18 protein-coding genes and 3 tRNA genes are annotated in these 21,398 nt (G+C 55.4%); 8 read left to right on the top strand and 13 right to left on the bottom strand.

Features of this window, described 5'->3' with window-relative positions; genetic code table 11:
- Nucleotides 1-74: 74 nt before the first annotated feature.
- The gene (locus tag ACR0CZ_RS10380; protein ID WP_170393191.1) at nt 75-512 is read right to left on the bottom strand and encodes a CBS domain-containing protein; all 438 of its coding nucleotides are present in this window, start codon (nt 510-512) and stop codon (nt 75-77) included.
- A 61-nt stretch (nt 513-573) separates the two neighbouring features.
- Nucleotides 574-1,476 carry a LysR family transcriptional regulator gene (locus ACR0CZ_RS10375; RefSeq protein ID WP_170393192.1) on the bottom strand — a complete coding sequence of 301 codons (903 nt, stop codon included), beginning with the start codon at nt 1,474-1,476 and terminating at the stop codon, nt 574-576.
- 104 nt (nt 1,477-1,580) lie between these two features.
- On the opposite strand from ACR0CZ_RS10375, the gene ACR0CZ_RS10370 reads away from it, so the two are divergent.
- Nucleotides 1,581-3,080: a CoA-acylating methylmalonate-semialdehyde dehydrogenase gene (locus tag ACR0CZ_RS10370; RefSeq protein WP_170393193.1), complete on the top strand. Its 1,500-nt coding sequence runs from the start codon at nt 1,581-1,583 to the stop codon at nt 3,078-3,080.
- A 188-nt stretch (nt 3,081-3,268) separates the two neighbouring features.
- Nucleotides 3,269-3,868: a L,D-transpeptidase gene (locus tag ACR0CZ_RS10365; RefSeq protein ID WP_170393194.1), complete on the top strand. Its 600-nt coding sequence runs from the start codon at nt 3,269-3,271 to the stop codon at nt 3,866-3,868.
- A 78-nt stretch (nt 3,869-3,946) separates the two neighbouring features.
- Here the strand turns inward: ACR0CZ_RS10365 and ACR0CZ_RS10360 are convergent, their stop codons facing one another.
- Together ACR0CZ_RS10360 and ACR0CZ_RS10355 are read right to left on the bottom strand one after the other, a co-directional pair.
- Nucleotides 3,947-4,423: a fasciclin domain-containing protein gene (locus ACR0CZ_RS10360; protein WP_170393195.1), complete on the bottom strand. Its 477-nt coding sequence runs from the start codon at nt 4,421-4,423 to the stop codon at nt 3,947-3,949.
- A 71-nt stretch (nt 4,424-4,494) separates the two neighbouring features.
- Nucleotides 4,495-5,346 carry a class I SAM-dependent methyltransferase gene (locus ACR0CZ_RS10355; protein ID WP_170393196.1) on the bottom strand — a complete coding sequence of 284 codons (852 nt, stop codon included), beginning with the start codon at nt 5,344-5,346 and terminating at the stop codon, nt 4,495-4,497.
- A gap of 135 nt (nt 5,347-5,481) precedes the next feature.
- Between ACR0CZ_RS10355 and ACR0CZ_RS10350 the strand changes: the two genes are divergently transcribed.
- Nucleotides 5,482-6,597 carry a carboxylate-amine ligase gene (locus ACR0CZ_RS10350; RefSeq protein ID WP_170393197.1) on the top strand — a complete coding sequence of 372 codons (1,116 nt, stop codon included), beginning with the start codon at nt 5,482-5,484 and terminating at the stop codon, nt 6,595-6,597.
- Between the two features lie 2 nt (nt 6,598-6,599).
- Here the strand turns inward: ACR0CZ_RS10350 and ACR0CZ_RS10345 are convergent, their stop codons facing one another.
- Complete coding sequence (locus ACR0CZ_RS10345) at nt 6,600-7,460, bottom strand: hypothetical protein (protein WP_170393198.1); 861 nt, start codon at nt 7,458-7,460, stop codon at nt 6,600-6,602.
- 159 nt (nt 7,461-7,619) lie between these two features.
- Between ACR0CZ_RS10345 and ACR0CZ_RS10340 the strand changes: the two genes are divergently transcribed.
- The 3 genes from ACR0CZ_RS10340 to mmsB are packed head-to-tail and all read left to right on the top strand — an operon-like array spanning nt 7,620 to nt 10,687.
- Complete coding sequence (locus tag ACR0CZ_RS10340; RefSeq protein ID WP_170393199.1) at nt 7,620-8,762, top strand: acyl-CoA dehydrogenase family protein; 1,143 nt, start codon at nt 7,620-7,622, stop codon at nt 8,760-8,762.
- Between the two features lie 8 nt (nt 8,763-8,770).
- Nucleotides 8,771-9,811 (top strand): enoyl-CoA hydratase/isomerase family protein, encoded by a 1,041-nt coding sequence (locus ACR0CZ_RS10335; RefSeq protein WP_170393200.1) that lies wholly within the window; start codon nt 8,771-8,773, stop codon nt 9,809-9,811.
- Between the two features lie 3 nt (nt 9,812-9,814).
- Complete coding sequence (mmsB, locus tag ACR0CZ_RS10330; RefSeq protein ID WP_170393201.1) at nt 9,815-10,687, top strand: 3-hydroxyisobutyrate dehydrogenase; 873 nt, start codon at nt 9,815-9,817, stop codon at nt 10,685-10,687.
- 74 nt (nt 10,688-10,761) lie between these two features.
- Here the strand turns inward: mmsB and uvrA are convergent, their stop codons facing one another.
- The 4 genes from uvrA to ACR0CZ_RS10310 all read right to left on the bottom strand — a co-directional run bounded on the left by uvrA (nt 10,762) and on the right by ACR0CZ_RS10310 (nt 14,601).
- Complete coding sequence (gene uvrA / locus ACR0CZ_RS10325) at nt 10,762-13,620, bottom strand: excinuclease ABC subunit UvrA (protein ID WP_170393202.1); 2,859 nt, start codon at nt 13,618-13,620, stop codon at nt 10,762-10,764.
- A gap of 105 nt (nt 13,621-13,725) precedes the next feature.
- A complete protein-coding gene (locus tag ACR0CZ_RS10320; RefSeq protein WP_170393203.1) occupies nt 13,726-14,292 on the bottom strand; it encodes a methyltransferase domain-containing protein in 567 nt (188 codons plus the stop codon).
- A gap of 103 nt (nt 14,293-14,395) precedes the next feature.
- Nucleotides 14,396-14,472: transfer RNA gene (locus tag ACR0CZ_RS10315), tRNA-Asp, on the bottom strand.
- Nucleotides 14,473-14,524: 52 nt separating this feature from the next.
- A tRNA-Asp gene (locus tag ACR0CZ_RS10310) sits at nt 14,525-14,601 on the bottom strand.
- Nucleotides 14,602-14,814: 213 nt separating this feature from the next.
- On the opposite strand from ACR0CZ_RS10310, the gene ACR0CZ_RS10305 reads away from it, so the two are divergent.
- A tRNA-Val gene (locus ACR0CZ_RS10305) sits at nt 14,815-14,889 on the top strand.
- A gap of 75 nt (nt 14,890-14,964) precedes the next feature.
- Here ACR0CZ_RS10305 and ACR0CZ_RS10300 read toward each other — a convergent pair.
- Nucleotides 14,965-15,192 (bottom strand): hypothetical protein, encoded by a 228-nt coding sequence (locus ACR0CZ_RS10300; protein ID WP_170393204.1) that lies wholly within the window; start codon nt 15,190-15,192, stop codon nt 14,965-14,967.
- Between the two features lie 248 nt (nt 15,193-15,440).
- On the opposite strand from ACR0CZ_RS10300, the gene ACR0CZ_RS10295 reads away from it, so the two are divergent.
- Nucleotides 15,441-17,027, top strand: a complete 1,587-nt coding sequence (locus tag ACR0CZ_RS10295) for an APC family permease (RefSeq protein WP_170393205.1) — start codon at nt 15,441-15,443, stop codon at nt 17,025-17,027.
- Between the two features lie 51 nt (nt 17,028-17,078).
- Here ACR0CZ_RS10295 and lon read toward each other — a convergent pair whose 3' ends face one another.
- The 3 genes from lon to tgt all read right to left on the bottom strand — a co-directional run bounded on the left by lon (nt 17,079) and on the right by tgt (nt 21,354).
- On the bottom strand, nt 17,079-19,487 hold the full coding sequence (gene lon, locus ACR0CZ_RS10290; protein ID WP_170393206.1) for an endopeptidase La: 2,409 nt from the start codon (nt 19,485-19,487) through the stop codon (nt 17,079-17,081).
- Nucleotides 19,488-19,720: 233 nt separating this feature from the next.
- Complete coding sequence (locus ACR0CZ_RS10285) at nt 19,721-20,131, bottom strand: DUF6636 domain-containing protein (RefSeq protein ID WP_170393207.1); 411 nt, start codon at nt 20,129-20,131, stop codon at nt 19,721-19,723.
- Between the two features lie 92 nt (nt 20,132-20,223).
- The gene (gene tgt, locus ACR0CZ_RS10280) at nt 20,224-21,354 is read right to left on the bottom strand and encodes a tRNA guanosine(34) transglycosylase Tgt (protein ID WP_170393702.1); all 1,131 of its coding nucleotides are present in this window, start codon (nt 21,352-21,354) and stop codon (nt 20,224-20,226) included.
- Between the last annotated feature and the right edge of the window lie 44 nt (nt 21,355-21,398).

Below are 21,398 nucleotides of genomic sequence, written 5' to 3'. Positions count from 1 at the left end.
CCAGCGCAACAATATTTCTGCGCAAGCAAACATAACTTTGCCGCAGGTGCAAGAGGCTGAAACAGCCCCCGCGTTCAGTGCCCCATGATCATGCCTTCAAGCGCGTCTTTTTCCATAGCAAGTTCAGCCAGTTGCGCCTTGACCGCATCACCCAGCGTAACGATGCCGACCAGTTTGCCATCTTCCAATACAGGCATGTGGCGAAATCGTCCTTCGGTCATCTGGGACAGGATAGACTCAACAGTATCCTGCTGGCTGGCGGTCACAAGTTGCTTGGTCATATAGTTGCTAACGGGTTTATCCAAGCATCCGCTGCCGCTGGCAGCCAACTCGCGAACAATGTCTCGTTCGGATAAAATGCCCGCTGCCGTCTGCCCCCCATCCTTGGAAATGACCACAGTACCAATCCGCTTTTCCGCAAGAATCTTGGCAGCCTGAGAAACGGATGCCGTTGGCTCGACCGTCTCCACACCGCCGCTGGCCTTGGATTTGAGAATGGCCTGTACAAGCATAAGCGAAAACCTCCGGAATTACGTACTGTTTTCCAAAGCGTTGCCGGAATGTGTGAATGTGTCAAGGTGAAGCTTCGCGCTCAAGCCGCGCTACTTCGTCCCGTATTCCGCGCGTCAACGCCTCGGCAAAGTGGTTCAACCGCTCATTGCGCTGATCGCCCTGATGGCGGACCAGATAGAACCCCCGGGTCAGACTGACCTGATCCGTCAGGATTTTCTGCAATCCCCGATGGAACGGCAATGTGAAATCATGTGCCACGCAGACCCCTGTTCCCAGCGAAACTTGTCGCAGCTGAACGGAAACAGAGTTTGATGCAAGCGCGACACGTTCAACACCAATGTCGTTGAGATAGTCCAGCTCGCGGTCGAAAATCATGTCCGGAATATAGCCTATCATCCGATGCCCTTTTAGATCCTCGATGGATCGAATTTCGGCGTGACGACTCAGGTATTCCTTCGTTGCGACCATATGCAGCCGATAGTCGGATATCTTCTGCACCAGCAGTTTCCCTGCGGTGGGCGCACTGACTGTTACCGCCATGTCGGCCTCTCGCCGGGATAGGTTGATGATGCGCGGCAACGCCAGGATCTGAATGTCGAGATCAGGATTGGCATCGCTGATCTTGGCGCAGACCTGTGGCAACAGGTAATTGGCACTACCATCCGGGGCACCAATTCGGATCTGACCGCTTAGCGATTTGGCAGAGCCTGACATGACACCAGTCGCTGCGCGCATAGCTTCTTCCGCCTGCAGCCCATGCTCCATCAGGCGTTGTCCTGCAGTCGTCAACACATAGCCCTGCTGTGATTTCGTGAACAACACCGCGTCCAATGCCGCTTCGAGCCGCGCGATTCTGCGCCCGACTGTCGCCGGGTCTATCTTGAGAACCCGCCCCGCACCCGAAAGGCTTTCATCGCGCGCGACCGCTAGGAAAACCCGCAAATCATCCCAATTCGGCGTCATGCTCTACCCTTTGCATTTTTGCAAAACTGATTTGAAATATTGCCTCTGTTCAGGTGATTTTCGCAAGTCTATTCTTCGCGCAACTTAATCCGGAGGAGTTTGCAATGCAGAACCTGACCCATTTCATCAACGGCGAAAATGTCGCTGGCACATCTGGCCGCTTTGACAATGTATTCAACCCAGCAACGGGTGAAGTGCAGTACCAATGCCCGATGGCCAGTGTCGCCGAGACCACCGCTGCGATCGAAGACGCTGCAGCAGCTCAGGTCGCTTGGGGCGCAACCAACCCGCAGAAGCGCGCGCGCGTTATGATGGCGATGGTTGGTTTGATGAACCGCAACATGGACAAGCTGGCCGAGGCTCTCAGCCGCGAGCACGGTAAAACCATCCCGGACGCCAAGGGTGATCTGCAGCGTGGTCTGGAAGTGATAGAATACTGCATCGGCGCGCCCCAGATGCTGAAAGGTGAGTTCACCGACAGCGCGGGCCCGGGCATCGATATGTATTCAATGCGTCAGCCGCTGGGCGTGGTCGCTTCGATCATGCCATTCAACTTCCCCGCAATGATGCCACTGTGGCACGTTGGCCCGGCACTGGCCTGCGGCAACGCAGTTGTTCTAAAGCCGTCCGAGCGCGACCCCTCTGTTCCATTGATGCTGGCAGAGCTGTTTGTCGAAGCTGGTCTGCCCAAGGGCGTGTTCCAAGTCGTAAACGGTGACAAAGAGGCCGTGGACACCCTGCTGGACAGCGAAATCATTCAGGGCGTGTCATTCGTGGGTTCAACCCCGATCGCGCAGTACATCTATGCTCGTGCAACCGCCAACGGCAAACGCGCGCAGTGTTTCGGTGGCGCTAAGAACCACATGATCGTTATGCCTGACGCCGATCTGGATCAGGCTGCTGATGCGCTGGTCGGTGCAGGTTTCGGCGCGGCTGGCGAACGCTGCATGGCAATCTCGGTGGCCGTGCCTGTGGGCGAAGAAACCGCAGACGCACTGATCGAAAAACTGATCCCTCGCGTGGAGAAGCTGAAAGTCGGCCCCTACACAGCGGGCGACGACGTAGACATGGGTCCGGTTGTTACTGCTGCCGCGAAAGAGCGTATCCTTGGCCTGATCAACTCGGGCGTTGAGCAGGGCGCGAAGCTGGTTGTCGACAACCGCGACTTCAGCCTGCAGGGCTATGAGGATGGCTTCTTTGTCGGCCCGCACCTGTTCGACAACGTCACTCCCGACATGGATATCTACAAGCAAGAGATCTTTGGCCCGGTCCTGTCGACCGTACGCGCGGGTTCTTATGAAGAGGCGTTGAAACTGGCGATGGATCATGAATACGGCAACGGCACTGCGATCTTCACCCGCGACGGTGATACGGCGCGTGACTTTGCCAGCCGTGTGAACATCGGCATGGTCGGCATCAACGTTCCGATCCCGGTTCCGCTGGCCTACCACACTTTTGGCGGCTGGAAGAAATCGATGTTCGGCGACCTGAACCAGCACGGTCCGGACAGCTTCAAGTTCTACACCCGCACCAAAACAGTGACATCGCGCTGGCCGTCGGGCATCAAGGAAGGTGGCGAGTTCAACTTCAAAGCGATGGACTGATCATTCAGCTTACAAATCAGGAAACCCGGCCCTACATGGGTCGGGTTTTTTCGTGCATGCGCCAGTTGCTGCCTGATCGCGTACCTCACAAGAAATTCAGAGGTCGCCCTCTGGAAAAAGCAGGCAATCACTAATATTTTATCGGTAATTCAACTATCCGAGCAGCTCATAACTTCCTGGAGGCAACCTTGTCCCAAAATCGTTTTACCCGTCGTCACGCCCTTTTGGGCGCTGCATCGCTGATTGCGGCCCCTGCCATCGTGCGTGCTCAAAGCACTGATGCTTTCCCACAGACCGAGGAAGCAATCAGCACGCAGCTTCCAGTACGTCGTAACGTTTCATCGTTCTCGCAGCAGAATTGGCAGGATCACTTTGACGAGTTGGGCGTCGGCGCATTGTTGGCCGATATCACCAGCCGGGCTGTTCATTACTGGGGGCCGGATGGAACCTACAAGCTGTACCCCAGTTCTGTCCCGATGAGCGAAGAGCTGACCAAGCGCGGCTATACCAAAGTCACACGCAAGGCGGAGAACCCAAGCTGGACACCAACCCCATCAATGCGCGAGCGCGATCCCTCGTTGCCAATTCGCATGGAGGGTGGTGAACCTGGAAACCCATTGGGAACTCGCGCTATGTATCTTGGCTGGCCTGCCTACCTGGTTCACGGCACCTATGATACCCGCAAGATTGGACGTCAGAGCTCGTCCGGCTGTATTGGTCTCTATAACCAGCACGTTGAAGAGCTGTATCCGCTGGTAAAGGTCGGTACTCAGGTACGTTTGGTCTAAACGGCGAGTTTCTACACGAAACACAAAAAAGCCCCGTCCATCAGGAACGGGGCTTTTGTTTTCGTGAAGGTGGTAGATTTATTCGGGAATGATCACTTCGTCGACAACGTGAATGACGCCGTTGCTGGCTTCGATGTCGGCCTGCACAACTTTGGCACCATTAACTTTCACGCCATTTTTTGCGTTCACGCTTAGTCGGTCGCCTTGCACGGTCAGAACCTTCGCGCGCTTTCCTGCAATGTCGCCGGACATCACTTTGGCTGGCACGACATGGTAGGTCAGGATCGACACCAACTGGTCCTTGTTTTCTGGCAGAAGTAGGGTTTCAACAGTGCCTTCAGGCAGAGCTGCAAAAGCTTCATCCGTGGGTGCAAAGACGGTGAAGGGCCCATCGCCTTTCAGCGTATCAACCAGGCCCGCGGCCTGAACGGCAGCAACCAGGGTGTTGAAAGACCCGGCAGCAACTGCGGTATCTACGATATCAGCGGCCTGTGCCTTGACGGGCAGTGCAAGTGCAAATGCGGCGGCAGCGCCCATGAATGTGCGGCGGAACATGGCTGTTAACTCCTCTCCAGCTTGTTATGGAAAGGGTTACGGGCCTGGGTTCGAACCGGATCACACAGAAATCAATTTTCTTTGAGCTGAACCCAGATGCTCTGCGCACGGCCCTCTTCTAGAAACGGCAGCGCTGCGACGGCGTCGGGGCGATCCTGCTGAAGGTAATATCCGGGCCAAAGCATTGAATAGAAACCGGATTGCAGCAAGGCGTGCAACATGTACTGCTCACCCCATCCTGGGCAGTCATAGAAGAACCGTTTGGGATATTCATAAGGCAGAAAAACATCGTGGACATGAATGACAACGCCGGGTTTCAGCGCCGGAATGATCCGACAGAATAGATGGGCGACATCGTTGCTCATCCGAACCACATGGCTTGAATCGATGAACAGAACATCCCCAGCCTCAAGCTGATCGAACAGCGCGGGATCTACTTCTTCCAGTCGCTTCTGCTCAAACTGATCGACGACATGGGCGATATCTGCGCGCGGGTACGGATCAATTGCCGTGATCGTCGTATCCAAACCACCATCTATGATCGCCTGCCGCGTCACGCGGGTAGAGTTCCCGCAGCCGACCTCGATCACGCGCTTGGGCTGAAAGCGGCGGATCATCAAGTAAAGCGCATCCGCATCCGGGCTATCGTAATATCCGTTGCCGGTGTAATAACCGGTTTGGTTTCGCGCCGGGTCCTTCAACGCAGCAAGCTCATCGGCATGGCGCGTATACTCTTTGATCAGTTGCGCGATATCGAATCCGTCCATCCCCGGTGACAGGGCATAGGCAGCCCTGTTCAATCCCCCTGCCCGTTCGAACGCTTCGAGCCGCGCCCGTTCATCCTGTTCTGTAACCTTGTCGATCAGCTTAACGCCCAACTCATCCAGGGCGGCATTGATCTGCGGAAATTTTCTGGGTTTCACGAGGACGGCTCCACATTGCGTTGCGCCCGCTCTTTACCTGTGCACGCAGGACCTCTGCAAGAACCGACAGGTCAAACCCTTGGCAAAACGCTAATTTCCGTATTCACTGATGTGAATTGACCAACGAGGGCCGCCATGCAGCAGGAATTCACGATCGGCATTGAAGAGGAATACCTGCTGGTCGATCAAGACAGTCTGCAGCTCGCCGAGGCGCCCGCAGCATTGATGGAAGCTTGTCAGGCAGATTTCGAAGGCCAGGTCAGCCCGGAATTTCTGCAGTGCCAGATCGAAGTCGGGACCCGCCCACATGCTACGATCAGATCGGCGCGCGAAGATCTAAAGCGCCTGCGTTCTTGTGTATCAAAACGTGCGTCCGAGTATAATCTGGCTCCGATCGCGGTCTCTTGCCATCCGTTTGCGAACTGGAAAGATCAACACCATACACGGAAAGAACGCTATGACGCCCTGCAGCATGCTTTGGGCGGCGTGGCGCGGCGGATGCTGATCTGCGGAATGCACGTGCATGTGGGCGTCGAAGATCAAGCCTTGCGCGCCGACCTGGTACCCCAGCTTTCTTACTTTCTGCCCCATCTGCTGGCGTTGTCGACCTCGTCTCCTTATTGGAACGGCGAAGATACCGGGCTTTCCTCCTATAGGCTCACCGTGTTCGACAATCTGCCCCGGACCGGTCTGCCCCCGGTGTTCAGCAGTTGGGGCGAATACGAACGCACCACCGGCGTGCTGGTCGAACTCGGCGTTATCGAGGATACCTCGAAGATCTGGTGGGACCTACGTCCATCTCACCGGTTCCCCACCCTAGAAACACGCATCATGGACGTACAGCCAAGGCTTGAACATACGCTTTCGCTTGCAGCGCTAGTGCAGGCGCTGACCCGGATGCTGTGCCGCCTGAAAGACCGCAATCTTCGTTGGCGGCAATATGATAAGTTTCTGATCGGCGAAAACCGTTGGCGCGCGCAGCGCTACGGTGTGGGCGAAGGTCTGATCGATTTCGGTGATCGCTCAATCAAGCCGATGGCTGAACTGATCGGAGAGCTGATGGGCATGTTGGCCGAAGACACCGAGGCATTGGGCACCATGACCGAACTCGCCCGACTTCGGCAGATCGCAGAAAATGGCACCTCCGCCACCCGCCAACGCCGTGTTTACGCTGAAGCTTTAGCGCGCGGGGATGATCCGGGCATGGCGGTGGTCAAGCACCTGATCGAGGAATTTCACGCCGACCTATAAAGTCAAACCGCCGCCAAAATCTCCTTGATCCGGTCCGCTACGGGTTCATACAAATCGCGATCCGTCCAGTATCCGTTATGCGAAAGCGGGTTCCACGACGTAAAGATTTTGCCCGCATTGATCGGCTTATCCTTCAAGGCCCCACTTTGAGCGAGCTGTTCATAGCTTGGCGCGCTTTTACCCAAAGGAAAACCCAAAACATCATGCTTGTCATAGTAGTTTCGCCACCAGGTCGAAAACTGCAACGCAGGCGGCAGCGCGCGGTTCGGGGCCATGATCGGAAAAATCTCATTCTCGGGATATGCGAACAGAAAAATCGGAATATTGCACCCAAACGTCACGAGGCCAGCAACGGTTTTCATGTTTTCAACATCTGTCGGGTGAACCGGTGAACCACCCTGGCGCAGATGTCTTTGCATGTCATAAATATAGTTCGACATTATGTGCCCACCCAGCGAATGCGCCAGGATCAGTACAGGCCCCTGTGGTCCGACCTGGTATTTGACGACCCCCATCACATTCTCGATTTTCTTGTGGATCGCCTCATAGATCTTATCGCCATCATCCGGAGTTGGTCGGTAAGAAGCAGCATCCGACAGATTGCACACTACAAACTCGCGCAGCTTGTCGTATCCTAGGCTGCGGTTGACCTTACGCAGATATGCCTTTTGCCGCCCTTGCAGGATCTGTGCCCAGACCACCTCGTGCCAGATCACATCATCCATATCCGCGCCGACCCGGTTCGAAACGCGTCGTTTCAGCCCTTTGGAAAACGTTGGGGTCGTGGATGGGGGCTGGTTCTGAGGATTGTACTGGCTGCCCATGCCGTGAATCGCGATAACAGCAAGCTTGTGTGACGACATAAGAATACTCCGTAATGATCAAGAAAGCAGAATTCCCGCAGTATACCTCACCGTCCAGAAATCCCCTAAATCGCCGGGTTTGCCGTCATTGAAAAATTTCTGTAAGGATTGAAGAATAAAACGCTCGTTCAATTCTATAGCCATCAGGAAGCACACGTCATGGATTTCGCGCTGACCGAAGAACAAACGGCCATTTTCGACATGGCCTACGCCTTTGGCCAAGACCACGTCGCCCCCTTCGCGCGTCAGTGGGAAGCAGACGGAACCATCCCCAAAGAGCTTTGGCCCAAAATCGGCGAACTAGGATTTGGTGGACTTTATGTCTCGGAAGAGGCTGGTGGTTCGGGTTTGACGCGATTGGATGCGACACTGGTGTTCGAAGCGCTATCGATGGCCTGCCCCTCGGTCGCGGCATTCCTGTCGATTCACAACATGTGCGCCAAAATGCTGGACAGCTTTGGCAGTGACGATCTGAAGTACCGCATTATGCCAAGTATCCTCAGCCTCGAAACCGTCCTCAGCTACTGCCTGACGGAACCCGGATCGGGATCGGACGCTGCGGCGCTGAAAACGCGCGCTGAACGGACCAATGAAGGCTTTACGCTCAACGGCACAAAAGCGTTCATTTCCGGCGGCGGCTATTCGGATGCCTATGTCTGCATGGTGCGCACGGGTGAAGACGGCCCTAAAGGAATCTCTACCGTCTATGTCGAAGACGGCACGCCGGGCCTGAGTTTCGGTGGGCTGGAACAAAAAATGGGTTGGAAAAGCCAGCCAACCGCGCAAGTTCAGTTTGACGATTGCAAAATTCCATCCGGCAATCTGGTCGGGGCTGAAGGCGACGGTTTCAAATACGCGATGATGGGGCTGGACGGTGGCCGCCTGAACATCGCCTCCTGCTCGCTGGGGGCAGCTCAGAACGGTCTGGACATGACGTTGCAGTATATGTCCGAGCGCAAGGCCTTTGGACAATCGATCGATCAGTTTCAAGCGCTGCAGTTCCGACTGGCAGATATGGAGATTGAGCTACAGGCGGCGCGCACATTCTTGCGTCAGGCAGCGTGGAAACTTGATCAGGGCGCACCAGACGCCACAAAATTCTGTGCGATGGCCAAGAAATTCGTAACAGAAACCGGATCGAAGGTTGTGGATCAGTGTCTGCAATTGCACGGCGGATATGGCTATCTGGCGGATTATGGCATCGAGAAACTGGTGCGGGATCTGCGCGTGCACCAAATTCTGGAAGGCACGAACGAGATCATGCGCGTGATCGTTGCGCGCCAGATGCTCTCCAATCGCTGAGGTCTTTGATGTCCGATATCGACATTCGCACCACAGGCCGTGCCGGGCGCATCACGCTGACACGACCACACGCCCTGAACGCCCTTAGCTATGAGATGTGCATGGCCATCGATACCGCTCTGCGCAACTGGCGTGAGGATGATCAAGTCGATCTGATCATTCTCGATGCCGAAGGCGACAAAGCCTTTTGCGCTGGCGGAGATATTGCCGAGCTTTATGCAACCGGCACCAAGGCGGACTATGCTTATGGCCAAACGTTTTGGCGCGACGAATACCGCCTGAATGCCTTGATTTTTGAGTACTCAAAACCAGTGGTGAGCTTCCTGCAAGGTTTCACCATGGGTGGCGGGGTTGGCATCGGGTGCCATGGCAGCCATCGAGTGGTTGGAGAAAGCTCAAAGATCGCGATGCCGGAATGCTCAATCGGGCTGGTTCCTGATGTGGGCGGATCGCTGATGTTGGCGTTGGCGCCGGGGCGATTGGGCGAGTATCTGGGCACCACTGGCCACCGCATGGGGCCCGGAGACGCGATCTATGCCGGGTTTGCCGACCATTTCATTCCCCAAGAGCATTGGGCGGGGCTGATAGACCAGTTGGAAGCCTCTGGACGGGCGGAACTGGTGGATGAGCATGCAGTGCCCGCACCGGATAGCCCCTTGGCTGAAATGCAGGGCGAGATCGACAGGCTATTCAGCGGAGAAAGCCTTAGCGATATCCTGAACAGCTTGCGCAACGATGACACAGAATTTTCGACAAAAATTCTTGGCACCCTGCAGCGAAACTCTCCTATCTCCATGGCTTGTGCTGTCGAGATGTTGCATCGGCTGCGCGGAACCGGCCTGACATTGCAAAAAGCGCTGGATCTGGAGTACCGGTTTACTTATCGCGCGATGGAGCATGGCGATTTTCTGGAAGGCATTCGCGCCCAGATCATCGACAAGGATCGCAACCCGAAATGGCAGTTTGCTGATTTGGATGTGCCTGCAGTCGCGGTGTCCAAGATGCTGCAACCGCTCGGTGCGGATGCTTTAAGCTTTTCAGAGGAGTAAGGGATGAAAATCGCATTCATAGGGCTTGGCAACATGGGCGGCCCGATGGCGGCCAATCTGGCGCGCGCGGGCCATGACGTCATCGGCTTTGATCAAGTTGATGTCGCCATCGAAGGCGTTTCCATGGCGTCCTCTGGCGCCGCTGCAGCTGCGGAAGCCGACGCCGTCATCACCATGCTTCCCAACGGGCAGATTCTGCGCACTGTGGCCAATGAAGTCGTCCCGACAATGCAAGACGGTGCGGTTCTGATTGACTGCTCTACGGTCGATGTCGACAGCGCCCGCGCGGTGGCGCAGCAAGCTGCTCAGGCTGGTCTGCTATCAGTCGATGCACCTGTATCCGGCGGGATTGGTGGGGCCGCTGCAGGCACTTTGACCTTTATGGCCGGTGGATCTGACGCAGCTTTTGCCAAGGCGGCTCCGTTATTTGAAATCATGGGGCAAAAAGCGGTTCACTGCGGTGAAGCTGGCGCGGGTCAGGCCGCCAAAATCTGCAACAACATGATCCTCGGCGTGACGATGATCGCAACCTGCGAGGCATTTGCGCTTGCTGATAAATTGGGACTGGACCGGCAAAAGATGTTCGATGTGGTCAGCACCTCGTCAGGGTACAGCTGGACAATGAACGCCTATTGCCCTGCCCCAGGCGTTGGACCCGAAAGCCCATCCGACAATAACTACACCCCTGGTTTCGCCGCCGAGCTGATGTTGAAAGACCTACGTCTCAGCCAACAGGCTGCCGAAAGTGCGGACGCTGATACGCCCATGGGACAGGTTGCGACAAAGCTATATGAACAGTTTGTCGAACAAGAAAATGGCTTGGGTCGCGATTTCAGCGCCATGTTACCGCGATTTGAGAAGCGGTCCAGAGACTGAACAACCTAAGAACGCAGCGCTCTACGAAGCAACAGAGAAGAAAATTCGCAGCATTTTCTTCTCTCGCTCTGTTCCTATTCGGCAGCTACGGCTTGCCCATCCAGCATTGGCTTCAGATAACGCCCAGTGTGGCTACGCTCACATTCAGCGACGTCTTCGGGCGTACCCTCAGCCACAATCTGACCTCCGCCATCGCCACCTTCCGGGCCAATGTCGATTATCCAGTCGGCGGTTTTTACGACATCGAGATTATGTTCGATGACAACAACAGTATTTCCTTGGTCGACCAGTTCGTGCAGGACTTCCAATAGCTTACGCACGTCCTCGAAATGCAGACCCGTTGTGGGTTCGTCCAAAATATACAGCGTTCGACCCGTTGATCGCTTGCTCAGTTCTTTAGAGAGCTTTACACGCTGCGCCTCACCACCGGAGAGCGTGGTCGCCTGTTGACCAACTTTGATGTAGCCGAGCCCAACGCGAGCCAAGGCATCCATCTTGTCACGGATCGATGGCACCGCTTTAAAAAACTCCTGCGCATCTTCCACTGTCATATCAAGTACATCCGCGATGGACTTACCCTTGAATTTGATCTCAAGCGTCTCACGGTTGTATCGCGCGCCTTTACAGGTTTCGCAGGTGACATAAACATCAGGCAGAAAGTGCATCTCGATCTTGATGACGCCATCACCCTGACACGCTTCGCACCGGCCGCCTTTGACGTTAAAGCTGAACCGCCCGGGCTTGTATCCACGCGCTTTGGCTTCTGGCAACCCGGCAAACCAGTCTCGGATCGGGGTGAAAGCCCCGGTGTAAGTCGCTGGATTTGAACGTGGAGTCCGGCCAATGGGTCGCTGATCTATGTCGATCACCTTGTCCAGATGCTCTAGCCCTTTGATCGTTTCACAGGGCGCCGGTGTCTGGCGAGCGCCGTTCAACCGCATCGAGGCGGTTTTGAACAAAGTCTCAATCGTCAGCGTCGATTTTCCACCGCCAGACACACCGGTCACACAAACAAATTTTCCCAGCGGAAATTCGGCCGTAACGTTCTTGAGGTTGTTTCCCGTTGCGTTAACAACGGCTACTTTTTGCTTCTTACCCTTTCGCCGCTCAACCGGCACCGGGATCTCGCGCGTGCCCGAAAGATATTGACCGGTGATCGAGGCCGCATCGCCGGCGATATGCTCGGGCGTACCGTGGCTGACCACCTGTCCCCCATGCACTCCTGCACCGGGACCGATATCAAACACATAATCCGCCTCGCGAATGGCCTCTTCGTCATGTTCAACGACGATGACCGTGTTGCCCTGGTCACGCAAATTCTTAAGCGTTCCCAGCAGACGATCATTGTCGCGTTGGTGCAGACCAATCGATGGCTCGTCGAGTACATACAATACCCCGGTCAGGCCCGAGCCGATCTGGCTCGCCAGACGGATACGCTGACTTTCACCTCCGGACAGGGTACCACTTGAACGAGACATCGTAAGATACTCTAATCCAACATTATTCAAAAAACCCAACCGCTCGCGAATTTCCTTGAGAATTGCGCGCGCGATCTCGTTCTTTTGTGCGCTCAGATGATTTGGGGCATCCTCGACCCAGGCCAACGCCTCGCGGATCGACATTTCGACGACCTGTCCAACGTGCAAACCCGCAATTTTGACGGCCAGCGCCTCAGCACGCAGACGGTAGCCTTTGCATGTGCCGCAGGGTCGGTTGTTTTGATAGCGCTCGAATTCTTCGCGAATCCAGGCGCTGTCAGTCTCGCGATAGCGGCGCTCCATGTTGGGGATGACGCCTTCAAAGCTTCGGGTAACCTGATAGACGCGGCCACCTTCATCATAACGGAACTGGATCTCTTCATCACCAGACCCGCGCAGAAACACCTGCTGGACTTTCTTGGGCAAGTCCTTCCAGGGAGTGTTCTTGTCAAACTCGTAATGTCGCGCGATAGCTTCGATCGTTTGTAGAAAATAGGGTGATTTACCCTTCCGCCAGGGCGCAAGCGCCCCGTCATAGAGTTTCAATGTCTGGTCCGGCACGACCAGACGTTCATCAAAGAACAGTTCGACCCCAAGCCCGTCGCAATCGGGGCAAGCCCCAAAGGGTGCGTTGAATGAGAACAGGCGCGGCTCGATCTCGGGGATGGTGAACCCACTGACCGGGCAGGCAAAATTCTCACTGAATGTGATGCGTTCCGGGTCGCCCTCCTTCGGTGCGGTTTCGAGGATTGCGATCCCGTCCGCCAGATCCAGTGCGGTCCTTAGGCTGTCGGCCAGGCGTGTTTCCATGCCCTCTCGTACCACCAGACGATCGACAACGACGTCGATATCGTGGCGGAACTTCTTGTCCAGCGTCGGCGGCTCATCCAATTCATAGAACTCACCATCTACCTTGACGCGTTGAAAACCCTGCTTGCGCAGCTCAAGGAATTCTTTCCGATATTCACCTTTCCGATCACGAACGATGGGGGCCAGCAGATAGCCGCGTGTGCCCTCCTCCATCGTCATGATCCGGTCGACCATGTCCTGCACCTGCTGTGCCTCAATCGGCAATCCTGTGGCCGGGCTGTAAGGCGTACCAGCACGGGCAAAGAGCAAGCGCAGATAGTCGTAGATCTCGGTTACGGTGCCCACGGTTGAACGCGGGTTTTTTGAGGTCGTCTTCTGCTCGATCGAAATCGCGGGGCTTAGTCCGCTAATGTGATCCACATCAGGCTTCTCCATCATATCGAGGAACTGGCGCGCATAGGCCGACAGGCTTTCGACATAGCGGCGCTGCCCTTCGGCATAGATCGTATCAAATGCCAAAGAAGACTTACCCGAGCCCGACAGGCCAGTGATCACCACCAGCTGATCCCGTGGGATGTCGACATCAATGCTCTTGAGGTTATGCTCGCGCGCACCGCGCACCTCGATATTCTTCAGCTCAGCCATTCAGGCCCCCAACAACCAACGTCACTCAGAGATAGGCGAGAGCGGCTGAGTCTCCAACCAAAAAATTAGAACAAAGTAAGAACAGGCGATTTTTCGACACTCGGCTTAAGCACTGGTTTTCTTAGCCAGAGCCCATGCGCAGATTGGAAAATCGGGATCGTTCTCCAAATTGTCTGTCTCAGGGTCATAAACAGGAGGCCATTCAAGTTCGAGATTGCGCAAAGCGGCATGCCGATTACCCCACTGTTCGGCCCGGATGAGATCCGGGTCGAACCCACACTCAGTGAGCAGGTTTTTCAATCCGCGCGCAGACCAGCGCGAACAGTCATGCGGAGCAGCGTGAAACGGAATGAAGAACGGGACGGCCAGCCAGAAATACCCTCCGGGCCTTAGCATCTCTAGCACGTTCAGCGTGGCTTCAACCGGGCGATCCAAGTGCTCCCACACCTGATTGGCCAAAACCAGATCGACCTTTCGCACCTGCTGTTGTTTATTCAGAACGGGTCCGGTGCAGATATCATGTTGCTTATGCCAAATCTGTTCATAGCTGCAAAATCCAAATTGCTTACCCCACGAACCAGAAATCTCAATGACATCAAGTGTTTCCGGCTTCAGGCCGCGGACCCACTGCCGGCTGCGCCGTGCCATGATGACTCGATTTAGACTGGTCACTGCTTGCCCCTGATGTTTTGCAGGCAATAAACCATAAGATCAGTAAGATGTCGGCACAAAAAAACGCCCACAAGGGCGTATGACTTTCTAACTCGAAGGAAAATGGCGCGGTTGACGGGGCTCGAACCCGCGACCCCCGGCGTGACAGGCCGGTACTCTAACCAACTGAGCTACAACCGCGCATTTAGGGTCTATGTGCGATCCGTTTGCCCGGATCAAAGGCTGGCAGCGATGGCGCGGTTGACGGGGCTCGAACCCGCGACCCCCGGCGTGACAGGCCGGTACTCTAACCAACTGAGCTACAACCGCCCACTGCCCGTTCATCTCTGAACGTTGGGGTGTATTATGGCTACACCCCGGCATCGTCAAGCGGCGTTTTCAAGTTTTTTGCTCGAACCTGATTTTTTCCGATCTATCCGACTTGGCGGTCATTGGGTGAAAACCGGATTTCGTCTGACGCGCTGCAATTTGAACGCTTTGAACTTGCGGCGAAACACAAGCCGCTGTATCAAACGCCGCTATGGGTGATTAGCTCAGTGGTAGAGCGCTTCGTTCACATCGAAGATGTCAGGAGTTCAAATCTCTTATCACCCACCATATTATTCAAATTCTTATGCGGCATAGTTGAAGCGTTTTGGAGCCATTTGGTTCAACGCTGCGAACACAATGCTGTCATCCTCCGACATACACGCCGGATTTAGGACGATAAAAAACCTTTTGGTCATGCAGACGCCCCAGAAGGTCGTGTGCCTTGCGCACAAAGTCTTCACGGGTTTCCCTTTCTTCCACCCTCTCGTCAACAGGGCCATTCGATCTGGAAGCTATGGCATGACGCATGGCCTCTTCGATTATATCCATATCTTCGACCGAAAGCTCGAACATATCATTGTACAGAGGCATCCTGGGTTCTCCTACCTTGGCACAGACGACCAGCGTGCCTCATGTTCCGAGTCGATTCCACTTCAAATACCTATTGCCGGCGATCGCGTTTCGAAGAACACGCCCAGCAGGATTTAGAAGATGAATCGGGCAGACCTCGTTTTCGCGAATTTTCTGCATGATATGTGGTGCTTGCCATGTTTCCCGTGGCCTGCTTATCCTGATGTCATAGCCACCAATAAGGCACCCCTCTTTGGGCGAGAAATAACATGGCGAAACTGAAGCGGGAAATTGGCCTGGTCGGCCTGACCTTCATTTCGGTTGGAGGAATCATTGGGTCAGGCTGGCTTTTCGGCCCCCTGCTCGCCGTGCAACACGCAGGCCCCGCCGCGGTTCTTTCTTGGATTATTGGCGCCGTTGCGATGTTCATACTGGCAATAACATTCGCCGAGATTTCAGCGATGTTACCTATCCCAGGCGGAATCGCACGCGTCCCTCAGTTCTCACACGGCAACATCGTGTCGATGGCGATGGGATGGACGGCCTGGATTGGCTACAACACCACCGCTCCGATCGAAGTTGAAGCCATGCTTAAATACCTCGCGCCCTACGCGTCATGGCTCCACGCCGCGGATACCGGCGAACTGACCGGCGCTGGTGTTTCGGTCGCCTTGCTGTTCATGTTGCTGTTCGTCGCTGTGAACGCACTGGGCGTGAAATTTTTTGCACAGGTAAATGCAACGCTGACCTGGGCCAAGATTGCCATTCCGATAGTATTGTCCGTGTTGTTGATCGCGACCCGCTTTGACGTGCAGAATTTCTCCGCCCCTGACGGTTTCGCCCCCTACGGCCTGAAAGGCATCATGGCCGCAGTATCAACCGGTGGGGTGATCTTTTCCTTTATAGGTTTCCGGCATGTTGTTGATATGGCAGGAGAAGTTCGAAACCCAAAATTCGACATCCCGGCCGCTCTGGTTCTGTCCATTGTACTATGTGCCTTGATCTACCTTGGATTACAGGTGGCCTTTATCGGCGCGCTTGATCCCATGATGATCCGCGATGGTTGGGCGAGTCTCAGCTTCGGTGGGCAAGGTCCTTTGGATGGCGTCATAATGTCTGTCGGAATATTGTGGTTCCTCAGCTTGCTGAACGTCGGGTCGGTCATCGGCCCGTTTGGCAATGGGTTGGTTGCAACAGGATCGAACGCCCGTATCGCTCTGGCCCTGTCGCAAAACGGGTTCCTGCCGAAACGTTTGCAGATCTTGTCATCGTTCGGAGTACCGCTTTGGGCCTTGGCTCTCAACTTTCTGATTGGCACTCTGTTTTTACTGACGGTCCCGTTCGCAACCGTAATCGCCCTGAACGGGGCCGCCATTGTGCTTTCATTCGCGGTCGGCCCAATCGCCGTGGTGTGTTTACGCGATCTGATGCCTGACCGCCCGCGCTCAATCCGTATTCCCGCCGTCAAACTTGTCGGGCTCACGGCCTTCGCGATCTCAACCCTGATCGTCTACTGGAGCGGATGGGACACGGTCTGGAGGCTGGGAATTGCACTGCTCATCGGCATGGCGCTGCTGCTGATCCGCTTTCACAATCGGCTCGATGAAATGGACGCAACCGAGGCGCTTTGGCTGATGCCCTATTTCTGTGGTTTGGGGCTGATCTCTTACATGGGTCAGTTTGGAGAAGGCGCGCAAAAACAGATCCCGTTTGGTTGGGACATTGTGCTGTGTGCGGCATTTTCGGCAGTGATTTTTGCGCTCGCCGTACGCTCGGCGCTGTCGGACAAAAAATTCCAGGCTTACATCGAAAACGAAGAGGTGCTGGACCCGACCAAACCTGTCATTGGACTTTGAACAAAAAAAGGCGGGGAATGACCCCGCCTTTCTAATTAATCTGTTTCAGGGTTAGTGGGCTGTTGCCGACGGTCCTGCCCCTTCGGCCGCCTTGGCGGCAGCGGCAGCGGCCTCTTCAGCGGCCTCATCCCACTCAATTGACTCGGGCTTACGTATCAACGCTTGCTCCAGTACTTCCGAGACGTGTTTGACCGCGATGATCTCCAGCCCTTCTTTCACGTTGTCGGGAATATCTGCCAGATCCTTTTCATTCTCTTCGGGAATGAGGACGGTCTTGATCCCGCCACGCAGGGCAGCCAGCAGTTTTTCTTTCAGCCCGCCAATCGGCATCGCGTTGCCGCGCAGCGAAACCTCGCCTGTCATGGCGATGTCCTTGCGCACAGGAATACCGGTCAGGACCGAAACAATCGAGGTCACCATAGCCAAGCCCGCAGACGGACCATCCTTTGGCGTCGCACCATCGGGCACGTGCACGTGGATATCGATTTTGTCGAACTGCGGCGGTTTAACCCCGATCTGAGGCGAAATTGATCGGACGTAAGACGACGCCGCGTCGATCGATTCCTTCATCACATCGCCCAGCTTACCAGTGGTCTTCATCCGCCCTTTGCCGGGCAGTTTCAGAGCCTCGATATGCAGCAGATCACCACCGACCGAAGTCCAGGCCAAGCCAGTGACTACACCAACCTGATCGTCCTGTTCAGCCAAGCCATAACGGAACTTGGGCACTCCAAGAAAATCATCCAGATTGTCGGGCGTCACTTTTACGGTCTCCGCCTCTTTCTTGATGATCTTGGTCAACGATTTCCGCGCCACTTTGGCGATTTCGCGTTCGAGGTTCCGCACACCCGCCTCGCGGGTATAAGTGCGGATGATCGATTGCAGCGCCTCATCGGTCAGCTCAAACTCCTTGGCTTTCAGACCATGGTTTTTGACCTGTTTGTCGATCAGGTGTTGCTTGGCGATCTCGCTCTTTTCCTCTTCGGTGTAACCGGCCAGCGGGATGATCTCCATCCGGTCCAGCAGAGGCCCAGGCATGTTGTAGCTGTTAGACGTGGTCAGGAACATCACGTTGGACAGGTCATATTCGACCTCAAGATAATGATCCATGAACGTGTTGTTCTGTTCCGGGTCCAACACCTCCAGCATCGCCGAGGCTGGATCGCCACGGAAATCCTGCCCCATCTTGTCGATTTCATCGAGCAGGATGAGAGGGTTTGTGGTTTTCGCCTTCTTCAGCGCCTGAATGATCTTGCCGGGCATCGACCCGATATAAGTCCGACGGTGGCCACGAATCTCAGATTCGTCGCGCACACCACCCAGCGAGATGCGAATGAATTCGCGCCCCGTGGCTTTTGCGACCGATTTACCCAGCGAGGTTTTACCCACACCCGGAGGGCCAACAAGGCACAGGATCGGGCCTTTCAGCTTTTTCGAGCGCTGCTGAACCGCCAGATATTCGACGATCCGCTCTTTGACTTTCTCAAGTCCATAATGATCGGCGTCCAGAATGTCCTGCGCGCGACCCAGATCCTTTTTAACGCGAGATTTGGTGCCCCACGGCAGTGACAGGATCCAGTCCAGATAGTTGCGCACAACGGTCGCTTCAGCCGACATGGGCGACATGTTCTTAAGCTTTTTCAGCTCACCTTCGGCCTTTTCGCGCGCCTCTTTCGACAGCTTGGTCTCGTTGATCTTGGCTTCCAGTTCGGCAACTTCGTTGCTGCCGTCCTCACCATCGCCAAGCTCCTTCTGAATGGCTTTCATCTGCTCATTCAGATAGTACTCGCGCTGCGTCTTCTCCATCTGGGATTTGACGCGGGTCTTGATCTTTTTCTCGACCTGCAGAACCGACATTTCGCCCTGCATCAGGCCATAGACCTTCTCAAGCCGCTCGCTCACCGAGAGAGTCTCAAGCAGTTCCTGTTTCTGTTCAACCTCGATGCCCAGATGACCTGACACAAGGTCGGCCAACTTTGCAGGCTCGGTGGTTTCACCAACAGCGGCCAGCGCTTCTTCGGGGATGTTCTTGCGCACTTTGGCATATCGCTCGAACTCATCGGCGACGGTGCGCAGCAGTGCTTCGGTCGTGGTGACATCGCCCGGAATCTCGGTCAGATACTCGGCGCGCGCTTCGAAAAACTGATCGTTTTCAAGGAATTCTGTGATCTGCACCCGCGCCTGCCCCTCGACAAGCACCTTCACGGTGCCATCGGGCAGTTTCAGCAGTTGCAGCACGTTGGCCAGAACGCCCGAGCGGTAGATACCGTCGATTTCCGGATCATCCTCACCAGGATCAATCTGGCTGGACAACAGAATTTGCTTGTCATCCTGCATCACCTCTTCCAGGGCGCGGACCGATTTGTCACGGCCCACGAACAGCGGCACGATCATATGTGGGAAGACCACGATATCGCGCAGCGGCAGGACGGGGTATGAGGAATTCAGAGGCTCTTGCATGCTCTATCCTTATCATTGGCAAGACGGCGCTGGTCCCTGATTCAGGCAACCTTTGGCCATCTCCTGTCTTGGACGATAAAGGTGGGGCACCTGTTCCCCCATTTCAACCTCATCGTCATTTGTCGTGTTGCAGCATGACCCGATGATTTGGGGACTTCAAGGCATCCGACAGACATATCCACCGATTTTAGCGAACCCAGCTTTAAAACGGGCAACAGATCATCCAGCGTGGATCAGAACACCCTCTGCTTAGCTCGCGACAAAAAGAAGCCATGACCGACTTCGTTTCTACATTCCAAGCCCTTTTTCGAGGAATGGCAGACGAACCCGCCAAACTCTCCGGTTACGCCGTAGTCTGCACGGTCAAATCCGTCCCGGTTATGGCTGACTGGTTGGCACAGCATGCGGACGGCGCCCGTATTAGTCATGAAAAAATCATGTCCCCAGTCCGACTGACAATCCGCCGGGCGCGGGAACGCAGGCGCACCACTCCGCTCAATTATGGTGCAAGACAGGTCCGAAACACTCGCCCCCTGCCCGACGACACACTGAATATTCTCGGACGGGGTTTCGAAGGTCCAGACATCCGCAAGAGATGTCGATGCGCAAAGAACGATTGCGAGAGAAACAATAAAGCGAGGCATTGAATCCTCCTGAACAAAACAAATGAAAATGGTAAATAATGCGCGAACAGTATAGCAAAAAATACCGCGTTTGTCACCGCAATGGCCACAATCTACAGCGGTTCAATATCGCCTTGCTCCCGAAGCGCGTGGAATTGCGATTGCCAATCTGCGAATGTGCCCTGTGAAATCGCGTCCCGCATTCCCTGCATGATTTCCTGAAAGTAATGCAGATTGTGCCAAGTCAGCAGCATGCCCGAGATCATCTCATTCGAGCGGAACACGTGATGCAAGTAGGCGCGAGAATAACTTGAACACGCGGGGCATGTGCAGTTCTCATCCAGCGGGCGTGGGTCGTCAGCATGGCGGGCGTTCTTGATATTGACCACACCGTAACGCGTGAACACCTGCCCGGTGCGACCCGACCGCGAAGGTAGAACGCAATCCATCATATCTATCCCGCGTGCAACGGCACCTACGATATCATCAGGCTTGCCTACGCCCATCAGATAACGCGGTTTATCCTGGGGCAAGAAGTCAGGCGCATAGTCAAGGCAGCTGAACATGGCCTCCTGCCCCTCACCCACGGCAAGGCCGCCGACGGCGTAGCCTTCAAAACCGACCTGCTTAAGCGCCTCGGCACTTTCTTCCCGCAGATCCTGTTCCAGCCCGCCCTGCATGATCCCAAACAGGGCATGTCCGGGGCGGTCTCCAAACGCTTCACGCGACCGCGCAGCCCACCGCATCGAAAGGCGCATGGACTCGGCGATACGGTCGCGATCGGCGGGCAGCGCAGGGCATTCATCAAAGCACATGACGATGTCCGAGCCCAAAAGCCGCTGGATTTCCATCGACCGTTCCGGCGTCAATTCGTGCTTCGAGCCATCGACGTGAGATTTAAAGGTCACGCCCTTCTCGGTCAGTTTGCGCAGACCGGCCAGCGACATCACCTGAAATCCGCCAGAATCCGTCAGGATGGGCCGGTCCCAGTTCATGAACTTGTGCAGGCCTCCCAAACGATCGATACGCTCGGCCGTTGGGCGCAGCATCAGATGATAGGTGTTGCCCAACAGAATATCGGCACCCGTGGCACGCACACTTTCCGGCATCATCGCCTTGACGGTCGCGGCTGTGCCCACAGGCATGAACGCCGGCGTTCGCACCTCACCGCGCGGCGTGTTGATCACGCCTGTGCGGGCCTTGCCATCGGTGGCTTTCAGGTCGAAAGAAAATCGCTGGGTCATGGTAACGCCTTGGATCGCTGAACCGGGCAGGCTTTGCCCGATCT

It is taken from the genome of Ruegeria sp. H9 (genome assembly GCF_056532915.1).
The sequence above is the reverse complement of the archived record's forward strand: the minus strand, read 5'-3'. Positions and strand labels throughout refer to the sequence as shown.

Bases quoted from the DNA above. Each gene is read 5' to 3' on its own strand.
- ACR0CZ_RS10380 (WP_170393191.1), bottom strand. From the start codon at position 512: ATGCTTGTACAGGCCATTCTCAAATCCAAGGCCAGCGGCGGTGTGGAG.
- ACR0CZ_RS10375 (WP_170393192.1), bottom strand. From the start codon at position 1,476: ATGACGCCGAATTGGGATGATTTGCGGGTTTTCCTAGCGGTCGCGCGC.
- ACR0CZ_RS10370 (WP_170393193.1), top strand. From the start codon at position 1,581: ATGCAGAACCTGACCCATTTCATCAACGGCGAAAATGTCGCTGGCACA.
- ACR0CZ_RS10360 (WP_170393195.1), bottom strand. From the start codon at position 4,423: ATGTTCCGCCGCACATTCATGGGCGCTGCCGCCGCATTTGCACTTGCA.
- ACR0CZ_RS10350 (WP_170393197.1), top strand. From the start codon at position 5,482: ATGCAGCAGGAATTCACGATCGGCATTGAAGAGGAATACCTGCTGGTC.
- ACR0CZ_RS10345 (WP_170393198.1), bottom strand. From the start codon at position 7,460: ATGTCGTCACACAAGCTTGCTGTTATCGCGATTCACGGCATGGGCAGC.
- ACR0CZ_RS10340 (WP_170393199.1), top strand. From the start codon at position 7,620: ATGGATTTCGCGCTGACCGAAGAACAAACGGCCATTTTCGACATGGCC.
- ACR0CZ_RS10335 (WP_170393200.1), top strand. From the start codon at position 8,771: ATGTCCGATATCGACATTCGCACCACAGGCCGTGCCGGGCGCATCACG.
- mmsB (WP_170393201.1), top strand. From the start codon at position 9,815: ATGAAAATCGCATTCATAGGGCTTGGCAACATGGGCGGCCCGATGGCG.
- uvrA (WP_170393202.1), bottom strand. From the start codon at position 13,620: ATGGCTGAGCTGAAGAATATCGAGGTGCGCGGTGCGCGCGAGCATAAC.
- ACR0CZ_RS10300 (WP_170393204.1), bottom strand. From the start codon at position 15,192: ATGCCTCTGTACAATGATATGTTCGAGCTTTCGGTCGAAGATATGGAT.
- ACR0CZ_RS10295 (WP_170393205.1), top strand. From the start codon at position 15,441: ATGGCGAAACTGAAGCGGGAAATTGGCCTGGTCGGCCTGACCTTCATT.
- lon (WP_170393206.1), bottom strand. From the start codon at position 19,487: ATGCAAGAGCCTCTGAATTCCTCATACCCCGTCCTGCCGCTGCGCGAT.
- ACR0CZ_RS10285 (WP_170393207.1), bottom strand. From the start codon at position 20,131: ATGCCTCGCTTTATTGTTTCTCTCGCAATCGTTCTTTGCGCATCGACA.
- tgt (WP_170393702.1), bottom strand. From the start codon at position 21,354: ATGACCCAGCGATTTTCTTTCGACCTGAAAGCCACCGATGGCAAGGCC.